The following is an 18,326-nucleotide window of genomic DNA, read 5'->3' as shown; positions in this document are numbered from 1 at the left end:
GTACCCGCTGGTATCCGATTGGTCAGCGACCACTTGGTCGTCGTAGCTCAGCGTCGTTCCGGTTTCGCGCTGCGCGACATCAGCTCCTTGAGGGCGACCACCGGGGGCTTGCCCTCGTGCACGATTCCCACGACCGTCTCGGTGATGGGCATGTCGACGCCGTGCCGGCGGGCCAGATCCAGCACGGACTCACAGGACTTGACGCCCTCGGCGGTCTGCTTGGTGACCGCGATGGTCTCCTGCAGGGTCATGCCCTTGCCGAGGTTGGTGCCGAAGGTGTGGTTGCGGGACAGCGGCGAGGAGCAGGTCGCCACCAGGTCGCCCAGCCCGGCGAGTCCGGAGAACGTCAGCGGGTCGGCGCCCATCGCGAGGCCGAGCCGGGTGGTCTCGGCGAGCCCGCGCGTGATCAACGAGCCCTTGGCGTTGTCGCCCAAGCCCATGCCGTCCGCGATGCCGACGGCGAGACCGATCACGTTCTTGACGGCGCCGCCGAGTTCGCAGCCGACTACGTCCATGTTCGTGTACGGGCGGAAGTACGGCGTGTGGCAGGCGGCCTGGAGCCGCTGGGCGACCGCCTCGTCGGTGCACGCGACCACGGCCGCGGCCGGCATCCGGGCGGCGATCTCGCGGGCGAGGTTGGGCCCGGTGACCACGGCGACGCGGTTGTGCCCCACCTTGGCGACGTCCTCGATCACCTCGCTCATCCGCATGGCCGACCCGAGTTCGACGCCCTTCATCAGCGACACGAGGACCGTGTCCGGCGCGAGCAGCGGCGCCCACTCGGCGAGGTTGGCGCGCAGCGTCTGGGAGGGCACCGACAGGACCGTGAAGTCGGCGCCGGCAGCGGCCTCGGCCGCGTCCGTGGTGGCCCGCATGCTCTCCGGCAACTCGACGCCAGGCAGGTAGTCGGGGTTCGTCCGGGTGGAGTTGATCGCTTCCGCGACCTCCGCCCGGCGCGCCCACAGAGTGACCTCGCACCCCGCGTCGGCGAGCACCATGCCGAAAGCCGTGCCCCACGAACCGGCGCTGAAGACCGCTGCCTTGACCGGCTTGCTCACGTGCCCTGCCCCTCTTCCTGTCCGACCTTCCGCTGCGTCTGCGCCCGGGTGCGGCGCCGCTGCTCGACCCGCTCGCGGCGCGGGTCGTAGGGCGTGGAGGGCGCCTTCTCGCCGCGGATCTCCTCCAGCTGGCGGGTGATGGCGGCCATGATGACCTCGGTCGCCTCCTTCAGGAGATCCGGGGTCATCTCCTTGTCGTAGAACCGCGCCAGGTCCACGGGCGGGCCCGCGAGCACCCGGTGGGTCTTGCGCGGAAGGAGGTTGGGCTTCTTGGCGTACGGCGGCAGCACCTCGTTGGCGCCCCACTGGGCGACCGGGATCACCGGGCACTTGGTCTGCAGGGCCACCCGGGCGGCACCGGTCTTGGCGGTCATGGGCCAGCCGTTCGGGTCGCGGGTGAGGGTGCCCTCGGGGTAGAAGGCGACGCATTCACCGCGTTCCACGGCGTCGATCGCGGCACGGAAGGCGCTGAGCGCGTCCGTGCTCTCGCGATAGACGGGGATCTGTCCGGTGCCGCGCATCGCGGCGCCGACGAATCCCTTCCGGAAAAGGCCGGCCTTCGCGAGGAATCGCGGAACACGGCCGGTGTTGTACTGGAAGTGCGCGTACGCGAAGGGATCGATGTGCGAATTATGGTTGACCGCGGTGATAAATCCGCCCTCGGCCGGAATGTTCTCCATTCCACGCCAGTCCCGCTTGATCAGAACCACCAGGGGCGGTTTGCACAGGACCGCTGCGAAGCGGTACCAGAACCCGATTCTGCGGCGGGGCACGCGGACACCTTCCTCTAGGGCCTGGGGGCCGCTCAAGTGTCGCCCCAGGCCGCCGGTCTGTCGAGAACACCGTACGCCCCGGCTCCGCGACCGCCAGATGGCCCTGGTGACGGCTGAGTGACAATGGCCGCGACAAGAGAGGGACGAAACGCTCGTGCAGTGGACCTTGGTCATACCCCTGAAACCTCTGGCGCGCGCCAAGAGCAGGCTCGCGGACACCGCCTCCGACGGGCTGCGCCCGGGCCTCGCCCTCGCCTTCGCCCAGGACACCGTGGCGGCGGCGCTGGCCTGCCCCGCGGTGAAGGATGTGGCGGTCGTCACGGACGACGCCCTGGCCGGTCGGGAGCTGGGCTCGCTGGGCGCCCGGATCGTCTCCGACGAGCCGAGCGGCGGCCTGAACGCCGCTCTGGCGCACGCGGCGGCAGTCGTCCGCGAGACGCGTCCCGAAAGCGCCGTGGCGGCCCTGAACGCCGATCTTCCGGCGCTGCGCCCCCTGGAATTGGCCCGGGTCCTCGACGCGGCCACGGAATTCCGTCGCGCATTTCTCCCGGACGCCGCCACAATCGGCACCACTCTGCTGACCGCCCGAGAAGGCGAGGAATTGCTGCCCGCCTTCGGCATGGATTCCCGCGCCCGCCATCGCGCCTCCGGCGCCGCGGAACTCACTCTTGACGCGGTGGATTCCGTACGCCAGGACGTGGACACCGGCGCCGACCTGCGTGCCGCCCTCGCCCTGGGGGTGGGCCCACGGACGGCCGCGGCGGCCGCGCGGTTGTTGATTCCCGGGCAGTAGGCTGCCGTCATGCAGGCAACCGCATACACGTACGACCCCGACAGCCGCAGCGGGCAGGTGCTCCTGGACGACGGCACGCCGGTGCCCTTCGACGCGCCGGCGTTCGACGCGGGCGGGCTCAGGCTGCTGCGGCCCGGGCAGCGGGTGCGTATCGAGACGGAGGGCGAGGGCGGTGCCCGACGGGCCACCCTGGTCACGCTCCACACTTTCTGAGGGCCCTGTGGACACGCCGCGGGCCGGGCTCCCTGGGGAGTCCGGCCCGGCGCGTGAGTGCCCCTGTGCCCTTACCTCTTGCGGGCGGTGGCCTGCTTGGCGGTGGTGGTGCGAGACGCCGACTTCCTGGCCGGGGCCTTTTTCGCCGGGGCCTTCTTGGCCGTCGCCTTCTTGGCGGTGGTCTTCTTCGCGGCAGTGGACTTGGCGGTCGCCGTGGTCTTCTTGGCGGGCACCTTCTTCGCCGTGGTCTTCTTCGCCGTGGTCGTGGTCTTCTTGGCGGGCGCCTTCTTCGCGGTCGGCGTGGCCTTCCGCGCGGCGGCCGTCTTGGTGGTGGCCTTCTTCGCGGCGGCCTTCTTGACCGTCGCGGCAGCACCACCGGTCAGGCTGCCCTTGGGGGCCTTCTTGACGGCGATGTCGCCCTTCGGGAGCTTCTTCGAGCCGCTCACCAGGTCCTTGAAACCCTGGCCCGCGCGGAAGCGCGGCACGGAGGTCTTCTTGACCCGGACCCGCTCTCCCGTCTGAGGGTTGCGGGCGTAACGGGCCGGACGGTCGACCTTCTCGAACGAACCGAAGCCGGTGACCGAGACCCGGTCACCCGCGACGACCGCGCGGACGACGGCGTCCAGGACGGCGTCGACAGCCTCGGCGGCCTGCTGACGGCCGCCCATCTTGTCGGCAATCGTTTCTACGAGCTGCGCCTTGTTCACGTCTTCCCCTTCGGAGACATTGCCAGAACGAAAGTGTTCAAGCTTTTTCGCACGTTAGGCAGATATATACCGCAAATCAAACACGAAACGGGCTTATCACCCGCGCGCCGCAACGAACTCGACTGTCCTGGACTCGTTCAGCGTTCCTCTTCGGGGAATCGACCCGCATCGAGGTCCGCCACGAACCGCTCCAGTCGCCTTGTCGCATCGGCGAGATCGTGCTTGGCCGCGGCCGTAATGACCAGCAGCTTCCGGGTCAGCGCCATCCGTACGCCCTCCGGGACTTGCAGTGCGCGCACTCTTGTGTGCGCTTCCTTGAGTTGGTCCGCGACTGCCGCATAGGGCTCGAGTTGGCCGTCGTGTTCCATGCACAGATTGTGCCATCTGGGGCGAGTTGTCGCCTGCTCAGGGTGCAACTGCCGCCTCGAACGGCCTCCCGGGCGCCCGTGGGAGCCACGGTCACAACAGTCGCGTACCCCGGCAACAGCCCTCGTAACGTGGGAAGTTGAGCAGGGATGTCGGCATGCGCAGGGCCGTTCGGGTACAGACACAGCTGTACCCCCGATCGGGCCGATCGGGGGTACAGCGGGGGGGGTGTCGCGGTGGCCGAAACTCGACCTGTTCAGTTGCTCCGGGCGATCGCTCCGGTCAGACCTCCGGTCAGACCTGGATCGTCCTCGGCTTGTAGGACGGGCGCTTGGCCTCGTAGGCGGCGATGTCCGGCTCGTTCTGCAGCGTGATGGAGATGTCGTCCAGCCCGTTCAGCAGCCGCCAACGGGCGTTCTCGTCGAGCTCGAAGGCGGCGGTGATGCCCTCGGCGCGCACCTCGCGGGACTCCAGGTCGACCGTCACCTCGGCCGCGGGGTCCTTCTCCGTGAGCTCCTGCAGCGCGTCCACGATCTTCTGCTCCACGATCACCGTGAGCAGGCCGTTCTTGAGCGAGTTACCGCGGAAGATGTCCGCGAAGCGGGAGGAGATCACGGCCTTGAAGCCGTAGTTCTGCAGCGCCCAGACGGCGTGCTCACGGGAGGAGCCGGTGCCGAAGTCGGGGCCGGCGATCAGGACGGTCGCACCCTTGCGCTCGGGCTGGTTGAGGATGAAGGACGGGTCCTTGCGCCAGGCCTCGAACAATCCGTCCTCGAACCCGTCCCGGGTCACCTTCTTGAGCCAGTGAGCAGGGATGATCTGGTCGGTGTCGACGTTGCTGCGGCGCAGCGGCACGGCCCGGCCGGTGTGCGTGGTGAATGCTTCCATGACTCTCAGACTCCAGCGGGCGTACGGGTCTCGGCGTCGGACAGGTCGGCCGGGGAGGCCAGGTGGCCCAGGACCGCCGTAGCGGCTGCGACCTGCGGCGACACCAGGTGCGTACGACCGCCCTTGCCCTGCCGGCCCTCGAAGTTACGGTTGGAGGTGGACGCGGAGCGCTCACCCGGGGCCAGCTGGTCGGGGTTCATGCCCAGACACATCGAGCAGCCCGCGTGCCGCCACTCGGCGCCGGCGTCCTTGAAGACGACGTCCAGGCCCTCGGAGACGGCCTGCAGACCGACCCGCGCGGAGCCCGGGACGACCAGCATCCGTACGCCCTCGGCGACTTTGCGGCCCTTGACGAGTTCGGCGGCGGCGCGCAGGTCCTCGATGCGGCCGTTGGTGCACGAGCCTACGAAGACGGTGTCCACCTTGATGGAGCGCAGCGGCTGCCCGGCCTCCAACCCCATGTATTCCAGGGCCTTTTCGGCGGCGAGGCGCTCCGAAGCGTCTTCGTACGAAGCGGGATCGGGGACCTGTGCCGAAAGCGGTGCGCCCTGGCCGGGGTTGGTGCCCCAGGTGACGAACGGCGCCAGCTCGGCGGCCTCGATGACCACCTCGGCGTCGAACTCGGCGTCCTCGTCCGTCTTCAGCGTCTTCCAGTACGCGACGGCCGCGTCCCAGTCCTCGCCCTTGGGGGCGTGCGGACGGCCCTTGAGGTACTCGAAGGTGGTCTCGTCGGGGGCGATCATGCCCGCGCGGGCGCCGGCCTCGATCGACATGTTGCAGATGGTCATCCGGGCCTCCATCGAGAGCTGCTCGATGGCGGAGCCGCGGTACTCCAGGACGTAGCCCTGGCCGCCGCCGGTACCGATCTTGGCGATGATCGTCAGGATCAGGTCCTTGGCGGTGACGCCGTCGGGCAGATCACCGTCGACGGTGATGGCCATGGTCTTCGGGCGGGCCATGGGCAGCGTCTGAGTGGCCAGCACATGCTCGACCTGGGAGGTGCCGATGCCGAACGCCAGGCCGCCGAAGGCGCCGTGCGTGGAGGTGTGGGAGTCGCCGCAGACGACCGTCATGCCCGGCTGGGTCAGGCCCAGCTGCGGGCCCACGACGTGGACGACGCCCTGCTCGACGTCGCCCAGCGGGTGCAGCCGGACGCCGAAGTCGGCGCAGTTCTTGCGCAGCGTCTCCAGCTGGATCCGGGAGACCGGGTCGGCGATGGGCTTGTCGATGTCGAGGGTCGGGGTGTTGTGGTCCTCGGTGGCGATGGTCAGGTCGAGCCGGCGCACCTGGCGACCGCTCTTGCGCAGGCCGTCGAAGGCCTGCGGGCTGGTCACCTCGTGCAGCAGGTGCAGATCGATGAAGAGGAGGTCGGGCTCGCCCTCGGCGCGCCGGACGACGTGGTCGTCCCAGACCTTCTCCGCGAGTGTCCTACCCATCGCTTTCCCTCCGGCCGGCAAAGGTGCGCCGGCCCAACTAGAGATCTTGAGGAGGCGGCGCCCGGGCCCCTGTGTTCGGGCATCCGCCGCCGGGCCCCTTGTGCTGCGGGCCGCTGTGTCTTCAAGAGTGGCGTGTTCCACCGAAAATTGAACTTGCGTTTCACAGAGTGAGACGCGAGTATCGTTTCATGGACAACAGTAGCGGCGTCGGCGTTCTGGACAAGGCGGCCCTTGTTCTGAGCGCTCTGGAGTCCGGTCCGGCCACCCTCGCGGGTCTGGTCGCGGCGACCGGACTGGCACGACCCACGGCCCACCGGCTGGCCGTGGCTCTGGAACACCACCGCATGGTGGCGCGTGACATGCAGGGTCGCTTCATTCTCGGCCCGCGCCTCGCCGAGCTGGCCGCGGCCGCCGGTGAGGACCGCCTCCTCGCCACGGCGGGCCCGGTACTCACGCACCTGCGTGACATCACCGGCGAGAGCGCGCAGCTCTACCGCCGCCAGGGCGACATGCGCATCTGCGTCGCCGCGGCGGAACGCCTGTCCGGCCTTCGGGACACGGTCCCGGTCGGCTCGACGCTCACCATGAAGGCCGGCTCCTCCGCCCAGATCCTCATGGCCTGGGAGGAGCCCGAGCGTCTGCACCGCGGCCTGCAGGGCGCCCGCTTCACCGCCACCGCACTCTCGGGCGTACGACGCCGGGGCTGGGCCCAGTCCATCGGCGAGCGCGAGCCGGGCGTCGCGTCCGTCTCCGCGCCCGTCCGCGGCCCGTCCAACCGCGTGGTGGCCGCCGTCTCGGTCTCCGGCCCCATCGAGCGACTGACCCGCCACCCGGGCCGTATGCACGCTCAGGCGGTCATCGACGCCGCCGCCCGCCTCTCCGAAGCCCTGCGCCGCACGGGCTGACCGGCGGGACGTCACCGGGGAGGGCCCGCCTCAACGCCGCGGCAGGCGCCCCCCGGCAGCACACCGACGATCAGCCGACACCTCAGGAGATCCGGAGACGGTCGGCCGCGCGGTCGCCCCGACGCCCGACCGGAACGACCCCGGTGGCCTTCCCGAGGCCGAACTCGGGCATGTTCACGTAGACCGACTCGTACGACCCCGCCGGCACGACGTATGTCTCGTGCCAGAAGCCGACCTTGCCCTTCCCCTCGCGCAGCCGCCGGTTGAAGGCGGCCCACGCCGGCCGGTGTTTCCTGTCCGGCGCCGACGCGTAGGCGAGCAGCTTCTCCTTCGAGTCCCAGTACTGCACCACGTACAGCACGCGCGGGAAGCCCAACAGGAACTGGTAACCGAGCAGCCCGCTGCCCTTCTCCCGCGACAGCTCCGCGACCATCGGGCCCATGGCCCTGGCCACCGGCAGCCAACTGCGCGGCGCGGCGAAGCTGTTGATCCGCATTCCGATCAGGAAGACGACCACCTCGTCCTCGCTCGCCGCCGTCGTGCGTCCTTCGATCGGCTTGGCACCCATCGCGTCCCCCACTCCTCACGAGCACGTATTGGATAGTGAAGCTATCCATGCTTGGATAGTGACACTCCCCAATGGGGAGCGCAAGAGGAAAGAGGGTGCGAGCCGGATGCGACTGGCGGAGCTGAGCGCGCGCAGCGGTGTCTCCACGGCAACGATCAAGTACTACCTGCGCGAAGGACTGCTGCACCCCGGCCGCCGCGTGACTGCCACGCAGGCCGAGTACGACGAGGGGCATCTGCGGCGCCTGCGTCTGGTGCGCGCGTTGATCCAGGTGGGAGGAATCCCGGTGGCCTCGGCCCGGGAGGTGCTCGCCGCCCTGCAGGACGGGGACCTCGACCGGAACGAGCGGCTGGGCAGCGCCGTGTGGGCCCTGCCGCACGGGCCGGCACCGGACGACGACGACCCGGCGACCGAGGTGGGCCGGCGCACCGCCGATGCTCTGCTGGACCGGCTCGACTGGAGCTACCGCCCCGCGTCCGAAGCTTCCGCCGCACCGGCGTACGGGATGCTGGTGACCGCGATCGCCACGCTGTCCCGGCTCGGTTACCCGTGCTCCGTCCGGGACTTGGAGCCGTACGGCCGCGCGGTGGAGCGCATGGCCGTCACCGATCTCGACCTGGTGGAGCGTTACGGGACGCCGGAGGAGCAGGTGGAGGCGGCGGTGGCGCTGACCGTGCTGTACGAACCGGTGCTGCTGAGCCTGCGACGGCTGGCTCAGGCGGAGGAGTCAGGCCGACGGTTCGGCGGGAAGTGACCCGGGATCCGACCGGGGAAACACTGAAGGGCCCTCCCGAAGGAGGGCCCTTCAGTCGCGTACCCCCGACCGGATTCGAACCGGCGCTACCGCCTTGAGAGGGCGGCGTGCTAGGCCGCTACACAACGGGGGCATGGACTCTGCGTTTCCGCAGGCCGAGCTGGTCTACCTGGACTCGAACCAAGAATGACGGTACCAGAAACCGTAGTGTTGCCAATTACACCATAGACCAATGTGGTTCAGACCAATCCGTACCCCCGACCGGATTCGAACCGGCGCTACCGCCTTGAGAGGGCGGCGTGCTAGGCCGCTACACAACGGGGGCCCTAGCGATCCCGGAACAACCAGGATCCGTACCCCCGACCGGATTCGAACCGGCGCTACTGCCTTGAGAGGGCAGCGTGCTAGGCCGCTACACAACGGGGGCTTCGCGGAATCGATCTCCGCATATGCAGATGAGCTCTGCGAGCTGGCCTACCTGGACTCGAACCAAGACTAACTGAACCAGAATCAGTCGTGCTGCCAATTACACCATAGGCCACTGGAACGCAAGCCCCTGTGGGGATCTTGTTCTAGTTTGCTCCCCCGGGTTTTGGCCTTTCGGCCCGCTCCCCGGCGGCGCAGGAAGAACATTACCCGAAGGTGGACGGGGCTCCAAAACGGGTATCGGCGCCGAGGATCGCGGGGAGTTCGGCCAGTGAGGCGATCCGGTGCGGCCCGCCGGGGACGTCACCGACGGCGTGCACGCCCTCGCGGTCGATCCAGACCGACAGCAGTCCGGCGTCGGCTGCGCCCCGCCCGTCGATCTCCGGATGGTCGCCGACGTACGCCACTTGGTGCGGGGCCAGCTCCAAGGCGTCGCAGGCGGCCAGGAAGGCGCCGGCCTCCGGCTTGGAGACGCCGAGCTCCGCCGCGCACAGGATGACCTCGAAGCGGTCGTGCACGCCGAGGACGCGCAGCTTGCGGTCCTGGACGTGGATGCTGGAGTTGGACAGCACGGCGTGGCGATGGCTGGCGGCAAGGGCGTCCAGTACCGGCAGAACGTCCGGGAAGAGGGTCCAGGCCGTCTCGTAGTGCGCGATGTACCGCTCGAACCACGCGTCCGCGTCGGCGTCGCTCAGCTCCTCGCCCAGGAACACCCGCACGCGGTCCCGGCGCTGGCCCTGAAAGGTCAGCTCCCCCGCCGCGAACCGTGCCCACTGCTGGTCCGTGATCTGCCGCCACCGCACGATGGCCTGCTCGACGCTGTCGTACGAGTCGAGCAGCCCCTCGGCCGTGAGATGGACGCGCATGCCGACACGGTCGGCCTCGGTGTAGTCGAAGAGAGTGTCGTCGACGTCCCAGACCACGGCACGAATGCTCATGGTCCGACGGTAACCCGGGGCCGGGTGGCGCGTCCGGCGGAATGACGAAGGTGCGGCGCCCCGCACGGGTGCCGCACCTCACGGACCTACGGGTTACGCCGCAAGCCTCGCCAGCGCCGCGTCGATGCGGGAGAGCGTCTTCGCCTTGCCCAGGACCTGCAGGGACTCGAAGAGGGGCAGGCCGACCGTGCGGCCGGTGACAGCCACGCGGACCGGGGCCTGGGCCTTGCCGAGCTTGAGGCCGTGGGTCTCGCCGGCGGCCAGGACCGCTTCCTTCAGGGACTCGGCGGAGTTCCAGTCGGCCGCGTCGAGCTTCTCGCGGGCCGTGCGGAGGAGGGCGTCCGAGCCCTCCTTCATGGCCTTCGTCCAGCTCGGCTCGTCGAAGACCGGCTCGGAGAGGAAGAGGAAGTCGACGTTGTCGGTGATCTCGGAGAGGACCTTGAGGCGGGTCTGGGCGTGCGGGGCGATCGCCTGCCATTTCGCCTCGTCGAAGTCCTCCGGTGCCCAGGGGGAGAACGGGGCCTGGAGCCACGGGCGGCAGCGCTCCGTGAAGTCCTTCGCGTCGAGCAGACGGATGTGGTCGGCGTTGATCGCCTCGCACTTCTTGAGGTCGAAGCGCGCCGGGTTGGGGTTCACGTCCGCGATGTCGAAGGCCGCGATCATCTCGTCCATCGTGAAGATGTCCTGGTCGGCGGAGAGTGACCAGCCAAGGAGGGAGAGGTAGTTGAGGAGGCCCTCGGGGAGGAAGCCGCGCTCGCGGTAGAGGTTGAGCGAGGCCTGCGGGTCGCGCTTGGAGAGCTTCTTGTTGCCCTCGCCCATCACGTACGGCAGGTGCCCGAAGGCCGGGATCCGCTTGGCGACGCCCAGTTCGATCAGCGCCTGGTACAGGGCGATCTGCCGCGGGGTCGAGGACAGCAGGTCCTCGCCGCGCAGGACGTGCGTGATCTCCATCAGCGCGTCGTCGACCGGGTTCACGAGCGTGTACAGGGGGGCGCCGTTGGCTCGTACGATCCCGTAGTCCGGGACGTTCTCCGGCTGGTACGTGATCTCGCCGCGGACCAGGTCCGTGAAGGTGATCGTCTCGTCGGGCATGCGGAAGCGGACGATGGGCGTACGGCCCTGGGCCACGTACTCCTCGACCCGCTCGGTGCTCAGGTCGCGGCAGTGGCCGTCGTAGCCGGACGGCTTGCCGGCGGCGCGGGCGGCCTCGCGGCGGGTGTCCAGCTCCTCCTGGGAGCAGTAGCAGTGGTAGGCGTGGCCGCCGTCCAGGAGCTTGTGCGCGACGTCCTTGTAGAGGTCCATGCGCTGCGACTGGCGGTAGGGCGCGTGCGGGCCGCCGACCTCGGGGCCCTCGTCCCAGTCGAAGCCCAGCCAGCGCATCGAGTCGAGGAGCTGGGTGTAGGACTCCTCGGAGTCGCGGGCCGCGTCGGTGTCCTCGATACGGAATACGAATTGAGCACCGCTGCCCTCGTGGTGCCGGGCGAACGCCCAGTTGAACAGGGCGGTGCGGACCAGGCCCACGTGGGGGTTACCGGTGGGCGACGGGCAGAACCGTACTCGGACGGCGGGGACGGGTGCGCTAGCCACGCTTGACAACCTTGTTGGTGAGAGTGCCGATGCCTTCGATGGTGACGGCGACCTCGTCGCCGACGGTGAGCGGCCCGACGCCTGCCGGGGTGCCCGTGAGGATCACGTCGCCGGGGAGCAGCGTCATGGCCTCGGTGATGTTGACGATCAGATCCTCGATGGAGTGGATCATCTCGCTGGTGCGGCCGAGCTGGCGCTGCGAGCCGTTGACGGTGAGCTGGATGGTCAGGTCGGACGGGTCGAGGTCCGTCTCCACCCAGGGGCCCAGCGGGCAGGAGCTGTCGAAGCCCTTGGCCCTGGCCCACTGCTTCTCGCGCTTCTGGACGTCGCGGGCGGTGACGTCGTTGGCGCAGGTGTAGCCGAGGATGACGTCCTTGACGCGCTCGCGCGGGACCTCGCGGCACATCCGGCCGATGACCACGGCCAGTTCGGCCTCGTGGTGGAGGTCCTGCGTGAAGCCGGGGTACTGGATGTCGTCGCCGGGGCCGATCACGGAGGTCGAGGGCTTGAAGAAGGCGAACGGGGCGTCGGGCACCTCGTTGCCGAGTTCCCTCGCGTGCTCCGCGTAGTTGCGGCCGAAGGCCACGACCTTGTTGGGGAGCACCGGCGGCAAGAGCCTGACCTTGCTCAGCGGGACCTTCGTACCGGAGAGTTCGAAGTCCGCGAACGGGATGCCCTTGATGATGTCGAGGACGAGTTCGTCCGGCCTGTCACCCTCGACCGCACCGAAGGCGACGTTCCCGTCGATGGAGAATCTGGCGATGCGCACGAGATCCTTGCGCCCCTCACTGAACCGGCTGGAGTCTGACGCTCCAGGCTAACGCGGTGAGGGGCGGGCGCCTCGCGCATTTGCAGGCGGGCGCCTTGATCCATGTCGGGCTTGATCCATGTCGGGCTTGGTGATCTACTCCTGGGCGGAGCCGGCCTGGACCGGGACCTCCATCAGGATCGTGCGGCGGGGGTTGGCGGTCTGGGTCGGGAGGTCGACGGAGTGCTCCGGCTGCTCCGGGGTCCGCAGGTCGTCGGCGTCCTCGAGGTGTGCCAGCGTCGTGCGCCGCGGGTTGGCGGTGTTGCGGAACATCATCGTCGTCTTCACGGTTGTACGAGACCTGTCTTGTACGGGCGCCGGGAGAAGTGAGGGCCGAAGGGCCCCTGGACCGGCGCGGGTTGTCGGATTTGCCATCCGTGTAAAGCGTCAGGCTAAACATGCAATTCCCTTCCTGGACGCACAGACCCCATAAGGCGCGTGTGAGTTTCCTCACTCACCTATGGGCAAAACGGTCAAACCGGTCCCACAGCGCACCCCAACGAAACGGACATTGGCCCCCTGAAGCCATCATTCCGCTCCTGATCATGGCGACTGGGACACCGCTTACCGCCGGGTGACTCGCGGGCATACGTCCGGTATGGGTGAGATCAGGTTCTACGTCCGGTGACGCGGCACTCACGCGGTGTCACGTAGGTCACGGCATGGCCTACGGGCCTTGTTGGAGATCCTGCACTGTGCTGGAATTCCACGGACCGCCGCAGGATCGAGCCGGCGCACAGGGGGCGCATACAAGCGCCGAGCGGCGGCGAGATAGGGGGAACCAGCGCGCCGGTCACTCACGACCACCAGGGGGGCGTATTTCAGGACGCCCCCTACGACGCCGACACCGTCCTTCCGTTCGCGGAGGGGCGCCTGGTCCAGAGGTTGCGACGCTAGTGCAGGGACGTTTCAAGAGGGATGGCAGTGCTTCGGCCGAGCCGGAGCCGCACGGCGGGACTGGCCCGACGGCCGGCAGCTCCTCGCCCCAGCACGCCCAGAACCCGGGTCCGGCCCCGTCCGGCGACGGCGGTGAGCGCTCCGGGCGCCCCGGCGCGTCCTCGACCGGCCCCGCCACTCCGACCACGCCGACCGTCAAGCCGCCGAAGGGTCCCAGCGGCCCCGGCCCACGAATAGCCCTGCGCAACTGGCGCATCTCCACCCGTCTGGTGTCACTGCTCGCGCTCCCGGTGGTCGCCGCCACCTCGCTCGGCGCGCTGCGCATCAACCAGTCCATGGACGACATCCAGCAGCTCGACAACATGAAGCTGCTGACGGAGATGACCAAGCAGGCCACCGAGCTGGCCGCGGCGCTCCAGGAGGAGCGCGACCAGTCGGCCGGTCCGCTGGCGCACGGCTCATCCGCGACCGACTACACGGTCAAGGGCTACCGGGACAAGACCGACCGGGCCGCGGATGCCTTCCGGGACGCCGCGGAGGAGGTCGACGCTTCCAGCAAGGACGGCAATCTCCAGGGCGTCCGCGAGAGCCTCGTCGGTCTCGTCCGCGACCTGGGCGGCCTCGAGAAGATCCGCAGCGCCGCCTACGAGACCACGAACAACGCCTCCCAGACCGTCGAGGGCTACCACCGCCTCGTCACCCACCTGCTCGACCTCTCGCAGGACATGGCGGAGGCCACCAGCAACCCCGAGATGATCCAGCGCACGCGCGCCCTGTCGGCGTTCTCGTCGGCCAAGGAGTACGCGTCCATCCAGCGCGCGATCCTCGCGGCGGCGCTGCCCACCGGCAACACCACGTTCGGCAGGCTCAGCGAGAACGACCGGCTGTACGCCGAGGGCGCCCTGGAGAGCGAGGACTCCGACCTCTCGAGCTTCCGGAGCATCTACGGCACCGACAACGCGCCCGAGCTCCTCAAGCCCATCGAACAGGGCAACCCGACCATCCAGGCCACCGACACCTACGCCAGCCGCGCCCTGCGGACGTCGACGGGTCTCGCCGACCTGGACAAGCGGTCGTACAAGGACTGGGTGGACGACAGCTCGACCAAGATCGAGCAGATGGGCAACATCGAGCACACGCTGCTCGAGGACATGGAGCAGAAGGCCCGCGAGCTGCGCAACGCCTCCGAGCAAGAGGCGATCATCTCCGGTGCGCTGATCCTGCTCGTGCTCGGCGTCTCGCTGGTCGGTGCCTTTGTCGTCGCCCGGTCCATGATCCGCTCGCTGCGTCGGCTGCAGGAGACCGCCACCAAGGTCGCCCAGGACCGGCTGCCCGAGCTGGTCAAGCAGCTGTCCGAGTCCGACCCGCAGGACGTCGACACGTCCGTGCAGTCGGTCGGTGTGCACTCCCGGGACGAGATCGGCCAGGTGGCCGCGGCCTTCGACGACGTGCACCGCGAGGCGGTCCGCCTCGCCGCCGAGCAGGCCCTGCTGCGGGGCAACGTCAACGCGATGTTCACCAACCTCTCGCGCCGCTCCCAGGGTCTGATCCAGCGCCAGCTGTCGCTGATCTCCGAACTGGAGTCCCGCGAGGCCGACCCGGACCAGCTCTCCTCGCTCTTCAAGCTCGACCACCTCGCGACGCGTATGCGCCGTAACGGTGAGAACCTCCTCGTCCTCGCAGGTGAAGAGCCCGGCCGCCGCTGGACCCGCCCGGTCCCGCTGGTCGACGTGCTCCGCGCCGCCGCGTCCGAGGTGGAGCAGTACGAGCGCATCGAGCTGTCCTCCGTACCGACCACCGAAGTGGCCGGCCGGGTCGTCAACGACCTCGTGCACCTGCTCGCCGAGCTGCTGGAGAACGCGACCTCGTTCTCCTCCCCGCAGACCAAGGTCAAGGTCACCGGTCACGCGCTGCCCGACGGCCGCGTACTGATCGAGATCCACGACACCGGCATCGGCCTCTCCCCCGAGGACCTCGCCGCGATCAACGAGCGGCTCGCCTCGCCGCCCACCGTGGACGTGTCGGTGTCCCGCCGCATGGGTCTGTTCGTGGTCGGCCGGCTGTCGCAGCGCCACGGCATCCGCATCCAGCTCCGCCCGTCCGACTCCGGTGGTACGACCGCGCTGGTCATGCTGCCGGTGGACGTCGCCCAGGGCGGCAAGAAGCCGCAGCCCCAGGCCAAGCCCGGTCAGGGCGCCGTCGGCGGTGCCGCCTCGGCCGCCGCCGGTGTGGCGGCCGCCCGCCGCGGCACCGGCCAGCAGGGCGGCGGTGCTCTCGGTGCCGGTGCGCCCACGGGTGGCCGGCTCAATCCCGGTCAGGGGCCACGCGCCGCCCTGCCCGGGCGTGACGGTGGCGGTCGGCCCGGTGGTGCACCGGGTGGGGCGCGCGGGCCGCAGGGTCCGGGTACGCCTCCGCAGGGCCGCGCGGCTCCGGCCGGTGCCGGTTTCGGCGGTCAGGCGCCGGGTGCCCCGCAGGGCCTGCAGGCCGCAGGCACGAACGCTCCGCAGGGCCAGGACGCCTTCGGGAACGGCCGTGGCTCCGTACCGCCGCAGCCGCCGCAGTCGCCCCAGCCGTCGAACTCGGGCAACGAGCCGCAGGGCCGGCGCCGTCGGCCGCAGCTGCCGGGCCGCGGCGGTCCGCGGGCCGAGCTGCCCGGCAGCAACAACCCGCAGCCCCGCGTGCCCAGCTGGAGCGACGAGAACGCGCAGCCGTCGGTGCCGCGGGCCTCGCTCGACACCCCGCGCGGCCATGACGAGCCGGACTCGGCACAGCAGACCTCCCGGATGCCGCGGATCGACGACCGGCAGGGCCCGGGCGCGACCGCGGAGATGCCGGCGATCCCGCGCGGCGACGGCCGTCAGGGCCCCGGCGCTCCGGCCTCCGGCGGGAACAACGGCCCCCAGAACACGGGTCAGTTCCCCCGGCCCGGCTCCAGCGGTATCCAGGACTCCGGTCACTTCGTCCGCCCGGACGTCTTCGGCTCCGCCGGTCAGAACAACCCCGCGGCGCCGTCGGGTCCGTCGGCCACGGGTCAGTTCGCGATGCCGCAGTCTTACGACAGCAGCTCCACCGGCCAGTTCCCCGCGCCGGGCTACGGCAACGACTCCACCGGCCAGTTCGAGCGTCCGCAGCCGAACGGCACGCAGGGCGGCGCCGACTTCGGTGCTCCGCGTCCGCCGGTCCCGCCGCGTCCCCAACAGCGGCCCGGCCGCCAGGAGCCGGAGGCGCTGCCGCCCGCGGGTCCCGGTGACGGCCGTACGCCGCTGTACGACACCCTCGAGACCAACTGGTTCCACGGTCAGCAAAGCGGGCAGCAGGGCAACGGCTCCGCTCCCGATACAGCGGCCCCGCGGCAGCAGCCGCAGGCTCCTGCCGCTCCTCAGCGTCCCGTCGCCAGCTCCTGGCGCAGCTCTCCGAACGACGATCTCGTCCGGCAGGCAGAGCGCGTACGGCAGCCGGCCGCGGGCGGCGTCACCACTTCCGGCCTGCCGCGCCGGGTGCCCAGGGCGAACCTTGTCCCGGGTACGGCTCAGCAGCAACAGCACCAAGCCGGTCCGCAGGTCTCGCGTGCGCCTGACGACGTACGCGGCCGACTGACCAATCTCCGTCGGGGCATCGCTCAAGGTCGACAGGCCGGTACCACCGGCCAGACCGGCAGCTTCCCGAGCCCCACTCACCAGCAGGAGCATTAGTTGAGCCCGATGAGCCAGGCGGCACAGAACCTGAACTGGTTGATCACCAACTTCGTGGACAACACCCCAGGGGTGTCCCACACCGTCGTCGTGTCCGCCGACGGACTCCTTCTGGCAATGTCCGAAGGCTTCCCGCGCGACCGCGCCGACCAGTTGGCCGCAGTCGCCTCCGGTCTGACGTCCCTGACGGCCGGGGCTTCCCGGATCTTCGAGGGCGGCAGCGTGGCACAGACGGTCGTCGAGATGGAGCGGGGATTCCTGTTCCTCATGTCCGTCTCGGACGGCTCGTCCCTGGCCGTACTCGCCCACCCCGACTGCGACATCGGCCTCGTCGGCTACGAGATGGCGCTCCTGGTCGACCGCGCGGGCGCGGTGCTCACGCCCGACCTGCGCGCCGAGCTCCAAGGCAGTCTGCTCCACTGACCGCCGCAGGATCCACCCGCCTCACCAAATCACCGTCCGGCCGCCACAATCCCCCCACCGGCCCCTGTCCGACGGCTAGCAGACCGACTCGCTGTCCCGCCCGGAGGATTCATGACCCCGCCCACCGCCTCTCATGATCCGTACGCGGAGCCGTACGAGGATGAGGGCGACCAGCCGCTGGTACGGCCGTACGCGATGACCGGCGGCCGGACCCGGCCGCGCTACCAGCTCGCCATCGAGGCTCTGATCAGCACCACGGCCGACCCGGCGGCGCTCATGGGGCTGCTCCCGGAGCACCAGCGGATCTGCCACCTGTGCCGCGAGGTGAAGTCGGTCGCCGAGGTCTCGGCACTCCTGGCCATGCCGCTGGGCGTGGCTCGCATCCTCGTCGCGGACCTCGCGGAGGCCGGACTCGTCGCCATTCACCAGCCGGGTGGCGACGAGAGCACCGGCGCGCCGGACGTGACACTGCTCGAAAGGGTGCTCAGTGGACTTCGCAAGCTCTGACGGAGGCCGGGCGACCACCTCCGCGAAGATCGTGGTGGCCGGCGGCTTCGGCGTCGGCAAGACCACCTTCGTGGGCGCCGTCTCGGAGATCAACCCGCTGCGCACCGAGGCCGTGATGACGTCTGCTTCGGCGGGCATCGACGACCTCACCCATACCGGAGGCAAGACCACCACCACGGTGGCCATGGACTTCGGTCGCATCACGCTGGACCAGGACCTGATCCTGTACCTCTTCGGTACGCCCGGCCAGGACCGCTTCTGGTTCATGTGGGACGACCTGGTGCGCGGCGCGATCGGCGCGATCGTCCTGGTGGACACCCGCCGCCTCGCCGACTGCTTCCCCGCGGTCGACTACTTCGAGAACAGCGGTCTGCCGTTCGTCGTCGCGCTCAACGGCTTCGAGGGACACCAGCCGTACGCTCCCGAAGAGGTCCGGGAGGCTCTGCAGATCGGTCCGGACACCCCGATCATCACGACGGACGCCCGCCATCGCTCCGATGCGAAGAGCGCGCTGATCACGCTGGTCGAGCACGCTCTGATGGCACGGCTGAGGTAGCACTCAAACCGGCCGTGGCATACGGAAGTTG

General features: G+C 69.7%; 19 protein-coding genes and 5 tRNA genes. 8 read left to right on the top strand and 16 right to left on the bottom strand.

The window, feature by feature from the left end; genetic code table 11:
* Positions 1–47 precede the first annotated feature (47 nt).
* Together ACFYO2_RS20545 and ACFYO2_RS20540 are read right to left on the bottom strand one after the other, a co-directional pair.
* Positions 48–1,058 carry an NAD(P)H-dependent glycerol-3-phosphate dehydrogenase gene (locus tag ACFYO2_RS20545; protein ID WP_388350719.1) on the bottom strand — a complete coding sequence of 337 codons (1,011 nt, stop codon included), beginning with the start codon at positions 1,056–1,058 and terminating at the stop codon, positions 48–50.
* Complete coding sequence (locus ACFYO2_RS20540; RefSeq protein WP_388350716.1) at positions 1,055–1,831, bottom strand: lysophospholipid acyltransferase family protein; 777 nt, start codon at positions 1,829–1,831, stop codon at positions 1,055–1,057. The genes ACFYO2_RS20545 and ACFYO2_RS20540 overlap by 4 nt, the downstream gene beginning before the upstream one ends.
* A gap of 154 nt (positions 1,832–1,985) precedes the next feature.
* On the opposite strand from ACFYO2_RS20540, the gene cofC reads away from it, so the two are divergent.
* Together cofC and ACFYO2_RS20530 are read left to right on the top strand one after the other, a co-directional pair.
* A complete protein-coding gene (cofC, locus tag ACFYO2_RS20535; protein WP_388350713.1) occupies positions 1,986–2,624 on the top strand; it encodes a 2-phospho-L-lactate guanylyltransferase in 639 nt (212 codons plus the stop codon).
* 9 nt (positions 2,625–2,633) lie between these two features.
* Positions 2,634–2,837, top strand: a complete 204-nt coding sequence (locus ACFYO2_RS20530; protein WP_388350711.1) for a hypothetical protein — start codon at positions 2,634–2,636, stop codon at positions 2,835–2,837.
* Positions 2,838–2,908: 71 nt separating this feature from the next.
* On the opposite strand, the gene ACFYO2_RS20525 is transcribed toward ACFYO2_RS20530, so the two are convergent.
* The 4 genes from ACFYO2_RS20525 to leuC form a co-directional block, all read right to left on the bottom strand.
* Positions 2,909–3,544, bottom strand: a complete 636-nt coding sequence (locus ACFYO2_RS20525) for an HU family DNA-binding protein (RefSeq protein ID WP_388350708.1) — start codon at positions 3,542–3,544, stop codon at positions 2,909–2,911.
* Between the two features lie 137 nt (positions 3,545–3,681).
* Complete coding sequence (locus ACFYO2_RS20520) at positions 3,682–3,912, bottom strand: hypothetical protein (RefSeq protein ID WP_388350705.1); 231 nt, start codon at positions 3,910–3,912, stop codon at positions 3,682–3,684.
* 292 nt (positions 3,913–4,204) lie between these two features.
* Positions 4,205–4,798: a 3-isopropylmalate dehydratase small subunit gene (gene leuD / locus ACFYO2_RS20515; RefSeq protein ID WP_388350702.1), complete on the bottom strand. Its 594-nt coding sequence runs from the start codon at positions 4,796–4,798 to the stop codon at positions 4,205–4,207.
* A 5-nt stretch (positions 4,799–4,803) separates the two neighbouring features.
* A complete protein-coding gene (leuC, locus tag ACFYO2_RS20510) occupies positions 4,804–6,234 on the bottom strand; it encodes a 3-isopropylmalate dehydratase large subunit (RefSeq protein ID WP_388350700.1) in 1,431 nt (476 codons plus the stop codon).
* Between the two features lie 188 nt (positions 6,235–6,422).
* On the opposite strand from leuC, the gene ndgR reads away from it, so the two are divergent.
* A complete protein-coding gene (gene ndgR / locus ACFYO2_RS20505) occupies positions 6,423–7,139 on the top strand; it encodes an IclR family transcriptional regulator NdgR (protein WP_007384919.1) in 717 nt (238 codons plus the stop codon).
* 82 nt (positions 7,140–7,221) lie between these two features.
* On the opposite strand, the gene ACFYO2_RS20500 is transcribed toward ndgR, so the two are convergent.
* The gene (locus ACFYO2_RS20500; protein ID WP_388350697.1) at positions 7,222–7,707 is read right to left on the bottom strand and encodes a DUF4188 domain-containing protein; all 486 of its coding nucleotides are present in this window, start codon (positions 7,705–7,707) and stop codon (positions 7,222–7,224) included.
* Between the two features lie 106 nt (positions 7,708–7,813).
* Here ACFYO2_RS20500 and ACFYO2_RS20495 point away from each other — a divergent pair, with 106 nt between their 5' ends.
* Positions 7,814–8,461, top strand: a complete 648-nt coding sequence (locus ACFYO2_RS20495) for a MerR family transcriptional regulator (RefSeq protein ID WP_388351280.1) — start codon at positions 7,814–7,816, stop codon at positions 8,459–8,461.
* Positions 8,462–8,521: 60 nt separating this feature from the next.
* On the opposite strand, the gene ACFYO2_RS20490 is transcribed toward ACFYO2_RS20495, so the two are convergent.
* From ACFYO2_RS20490 to ACFYO2_RS20450, 9 genes are all read right to left on the bottom strand, one after another.
* Positions 8,522–8,594, bottom strand: a tRNA-Glu gene (locus tag ACFYO2_RS20490).
* A 27-nt stretch (positions 8,595–8,621) separates the two neighbouring features.
* Positions 8,622–8,693: transfer RNA gene (locus ACFYO2_RS20485), tRNA-Gln, on the bottom strand.
* Positions 8,694–8,713: 20 nt separating this feature from the next.
* Positions 8,714–8,786, bottom strand: a tRNA-Glu gene (locus tag ACFYO2_RS20480).
* Between the two features lie 29 nt (positions 8,787–8,815).
* Positions 8,816–8,888: transfer RNA gene (locus ACFYO2_RS20475), tRNA-Glu, on the bottom strand.
* Positions 8,889–8,930: 42 nt separating this feature from the next.
* A tRNA-Gln gene (locus tag ACFYO2_RS20470) sits at positions 8,931–9,002 on the bottom strand.
* A 91-nt stretch (positions 9,003–9,093) separates the two neighbouring features.
* The gene (locus ACFYO2_RS20465) at positions 9,094–9,825 is read right to left on the bottom strand and encodes an HAD family hydrolase (RefSeq protein WP_388350695.1); all 732 of its coding nucleotides are present in this window, start codon (positions 9,823–9,825) and stop codon (positions 9,094–9,096) included.
* Positions 9,826–9,918: 93 nt separating this feature from the next.
* The gene (gltX, locus tag ACFYO2_RS20460) at positions 9,919–11,412 is read right to left on the bottom strand and encodes a glutamate--tRNA ligase (protein WP_388350692.1); all 1,494 of its coding nucleotides are present in this window, start codon (positions 11,410–11,412) and stop codon (positions 9,919–9,921) included.
* Complete coding sequence (locus tag ACFYO2_RS20455) at positions 11,405–12,181, bottom strand: fumarylacetoacetate hydrolase family protein (protein ID WP_388350689.1); 777 nt, start codon at positions 12,179–12,181, stop codon at positions 11,405–11,407. The genes gltX and ACFYO2_RS20455 overlap by 8 nt, the downstream gene beginning before the upstream one ends.
* Positions 12,182–12,316: 135 nt before the next feature.
* Positions 12,317–12,508, bottom strand: a complete 192-nt coding sequence (locus ACFYO2_RS20450; protein WP_388350688.1) for a hypothetical protein — start codon at positions 12,506–12,508, stop codon at positions 12,317–12,319.
* A gap of 608 nt (positions 12,509–13,116) precedes the next feature.
* Here ACFYO2_RS20450 and ACFYO2_RS20445 point away from each other — a divergent pair.
* The 4 genes from ACFYO2_RS20445 to ACFYO2_RS20430 all read left to right on the top strand — a co-directional run bounded on the left by ACFYO2_RS20445 (position 13,117) and on the right by ACFYO2_RS20430 (position 18,295).
* Complete coding sequence (locus tag ACFYO2_RS20445; protein ID WP_388350685.1) at positions 13,117–16,809, top strand: nitrate- and nitrite sensing domain-containing protein; 3,693 nt, start codon at positions 13,117–13,119, stop codon at positions 16,807–16,809.
* 9 nt (positions 16,810–16,818) lie between these two features.
* Positions 16,819–17,232, top strand: a complete 414-nt coding sequence (locus ACFYO2_RS20440) for a roadblock/LC7 domain-containing protein (RefSeq protein WP_030611534.1) — start codon at positions 16,819–16,821, stop codon at positions 17,230–17,232.
* A 111-nt stretch (positions 17,233–17,343) separates the two neighbouring features.
* A complete protein-coding gene (locus tag ACFYO2_RS20435; RefSeq protein WP_030611532.1) occupies positions 17,344–17,739 on the top strand; it encodes a DUF742 domain-containing protein in 396 nt (131 codons plus the stop codon).
* Entirely contained in the window at positions 17,720–18,295 is a 576-nt protein-coding gene (locus tag ACFYO2_RS20430; protein ID WP_046258886.1) for an ATP/GTP-binding protein, read from the top strand. Before ACFYO2_RS20435 ends, ACFYO2_RS20430 begins: the two co-directional genes overlap by 20 nt.
* The last annotated feature ends 31 nt before the right edge of the window (positions 18,296–18,326 follow it).

The organism is Streptomyces sp. NPDC006602 (assembly GCF_042870385.1).
In the GTDB taxonomy this organism is placed as follows: Bacteria; Actinomycetota; Actinomycetes; order Streptomycetales; family Streptomycetaceae; genus Streptomyces.
Note: the sequence above shows the minus strand (reverse complement) of the source record. Positions and strands in the feature narration are given on the sequence as shown.

What these genes read in the sequence shown, in the direction of transcription:
- ACFYO2_RS20530 (WP_388350711.1), top strand. Translation starts at nt 2,634, where the DNA reads ATGCAGGCAACCGCATACACGTACGACCCCGACAGCCGCAGCGGGCAG.
- ACFYO2_RS20520 (WP_388350705.1), bottom strand. Translation starts at nt 3,912, where the DNA reads ATGGAACACGACGGCCAACTCGAGCCCTATGCGGCAGTCGCGGACCAA.
- leuD (WP_388350702.1), bottom strand. Translation starts at nt 4,798, where the DNA reads ATGGAAGCATTCACCACGCACACCGGCCGGGCCGTGCCGCTGCGCCGC.
- leuC (WP_388350700.1), bottom strand. Translation starts at nt 6,234, where the DNA reads ATGGGTAGGACACTCGCGGAGAAGGTCTGGGACGACCACGTCGTCCGG.
- ndgR (WP_007384919.1), top strand. Translation starts at nt 6,423, where the DNA reads ATGGACAACAGTAGCGGCGTCGGCGTTCTGGACAAGGCGGCCCTTGTT.
- ACFYO2_RS20500 (WP_388350697.1), bottom strand. Translation starts at nt 7,707, where the DNA reads ATGGGTGCCAAGCCGATCGAAGGACGCACGACGGCGGCGAGCGAGGAC.
- ACFYO2_RS20495 (WP_388351280.1), top strand. Translation starts at nt 7,814, where the DNA reads ATGCGACTGGCGGAGCTGAGCGCGCGCAGCGGTGTCTCCACGGCAACG.
- ACFYO2_RS20465 (WP_388350695.1), bottom strand. Translation starts at nt 9,825, where the DNA reads ATGAGCATTCGTGCCGTGGTCTGGGACGTCGACGACACTCTCTTCGAC.
- ACFYO2_RS20440 (WP_030611534.1), top strand. Translation starts at nt 16,819, where the DNA reads ATGAGCCAGGCGGCACAGAACCTGAACTGGTTGATCACCAACTTCGTG.
- ACFYO2_RS20435 (WP_030611532.1), top strand. Translation starts at nt 17,344, where the DNA reads ATGACCCCGCCCACCGCCTCTCATGATCCGTACGCGGAGCCGTACGAG.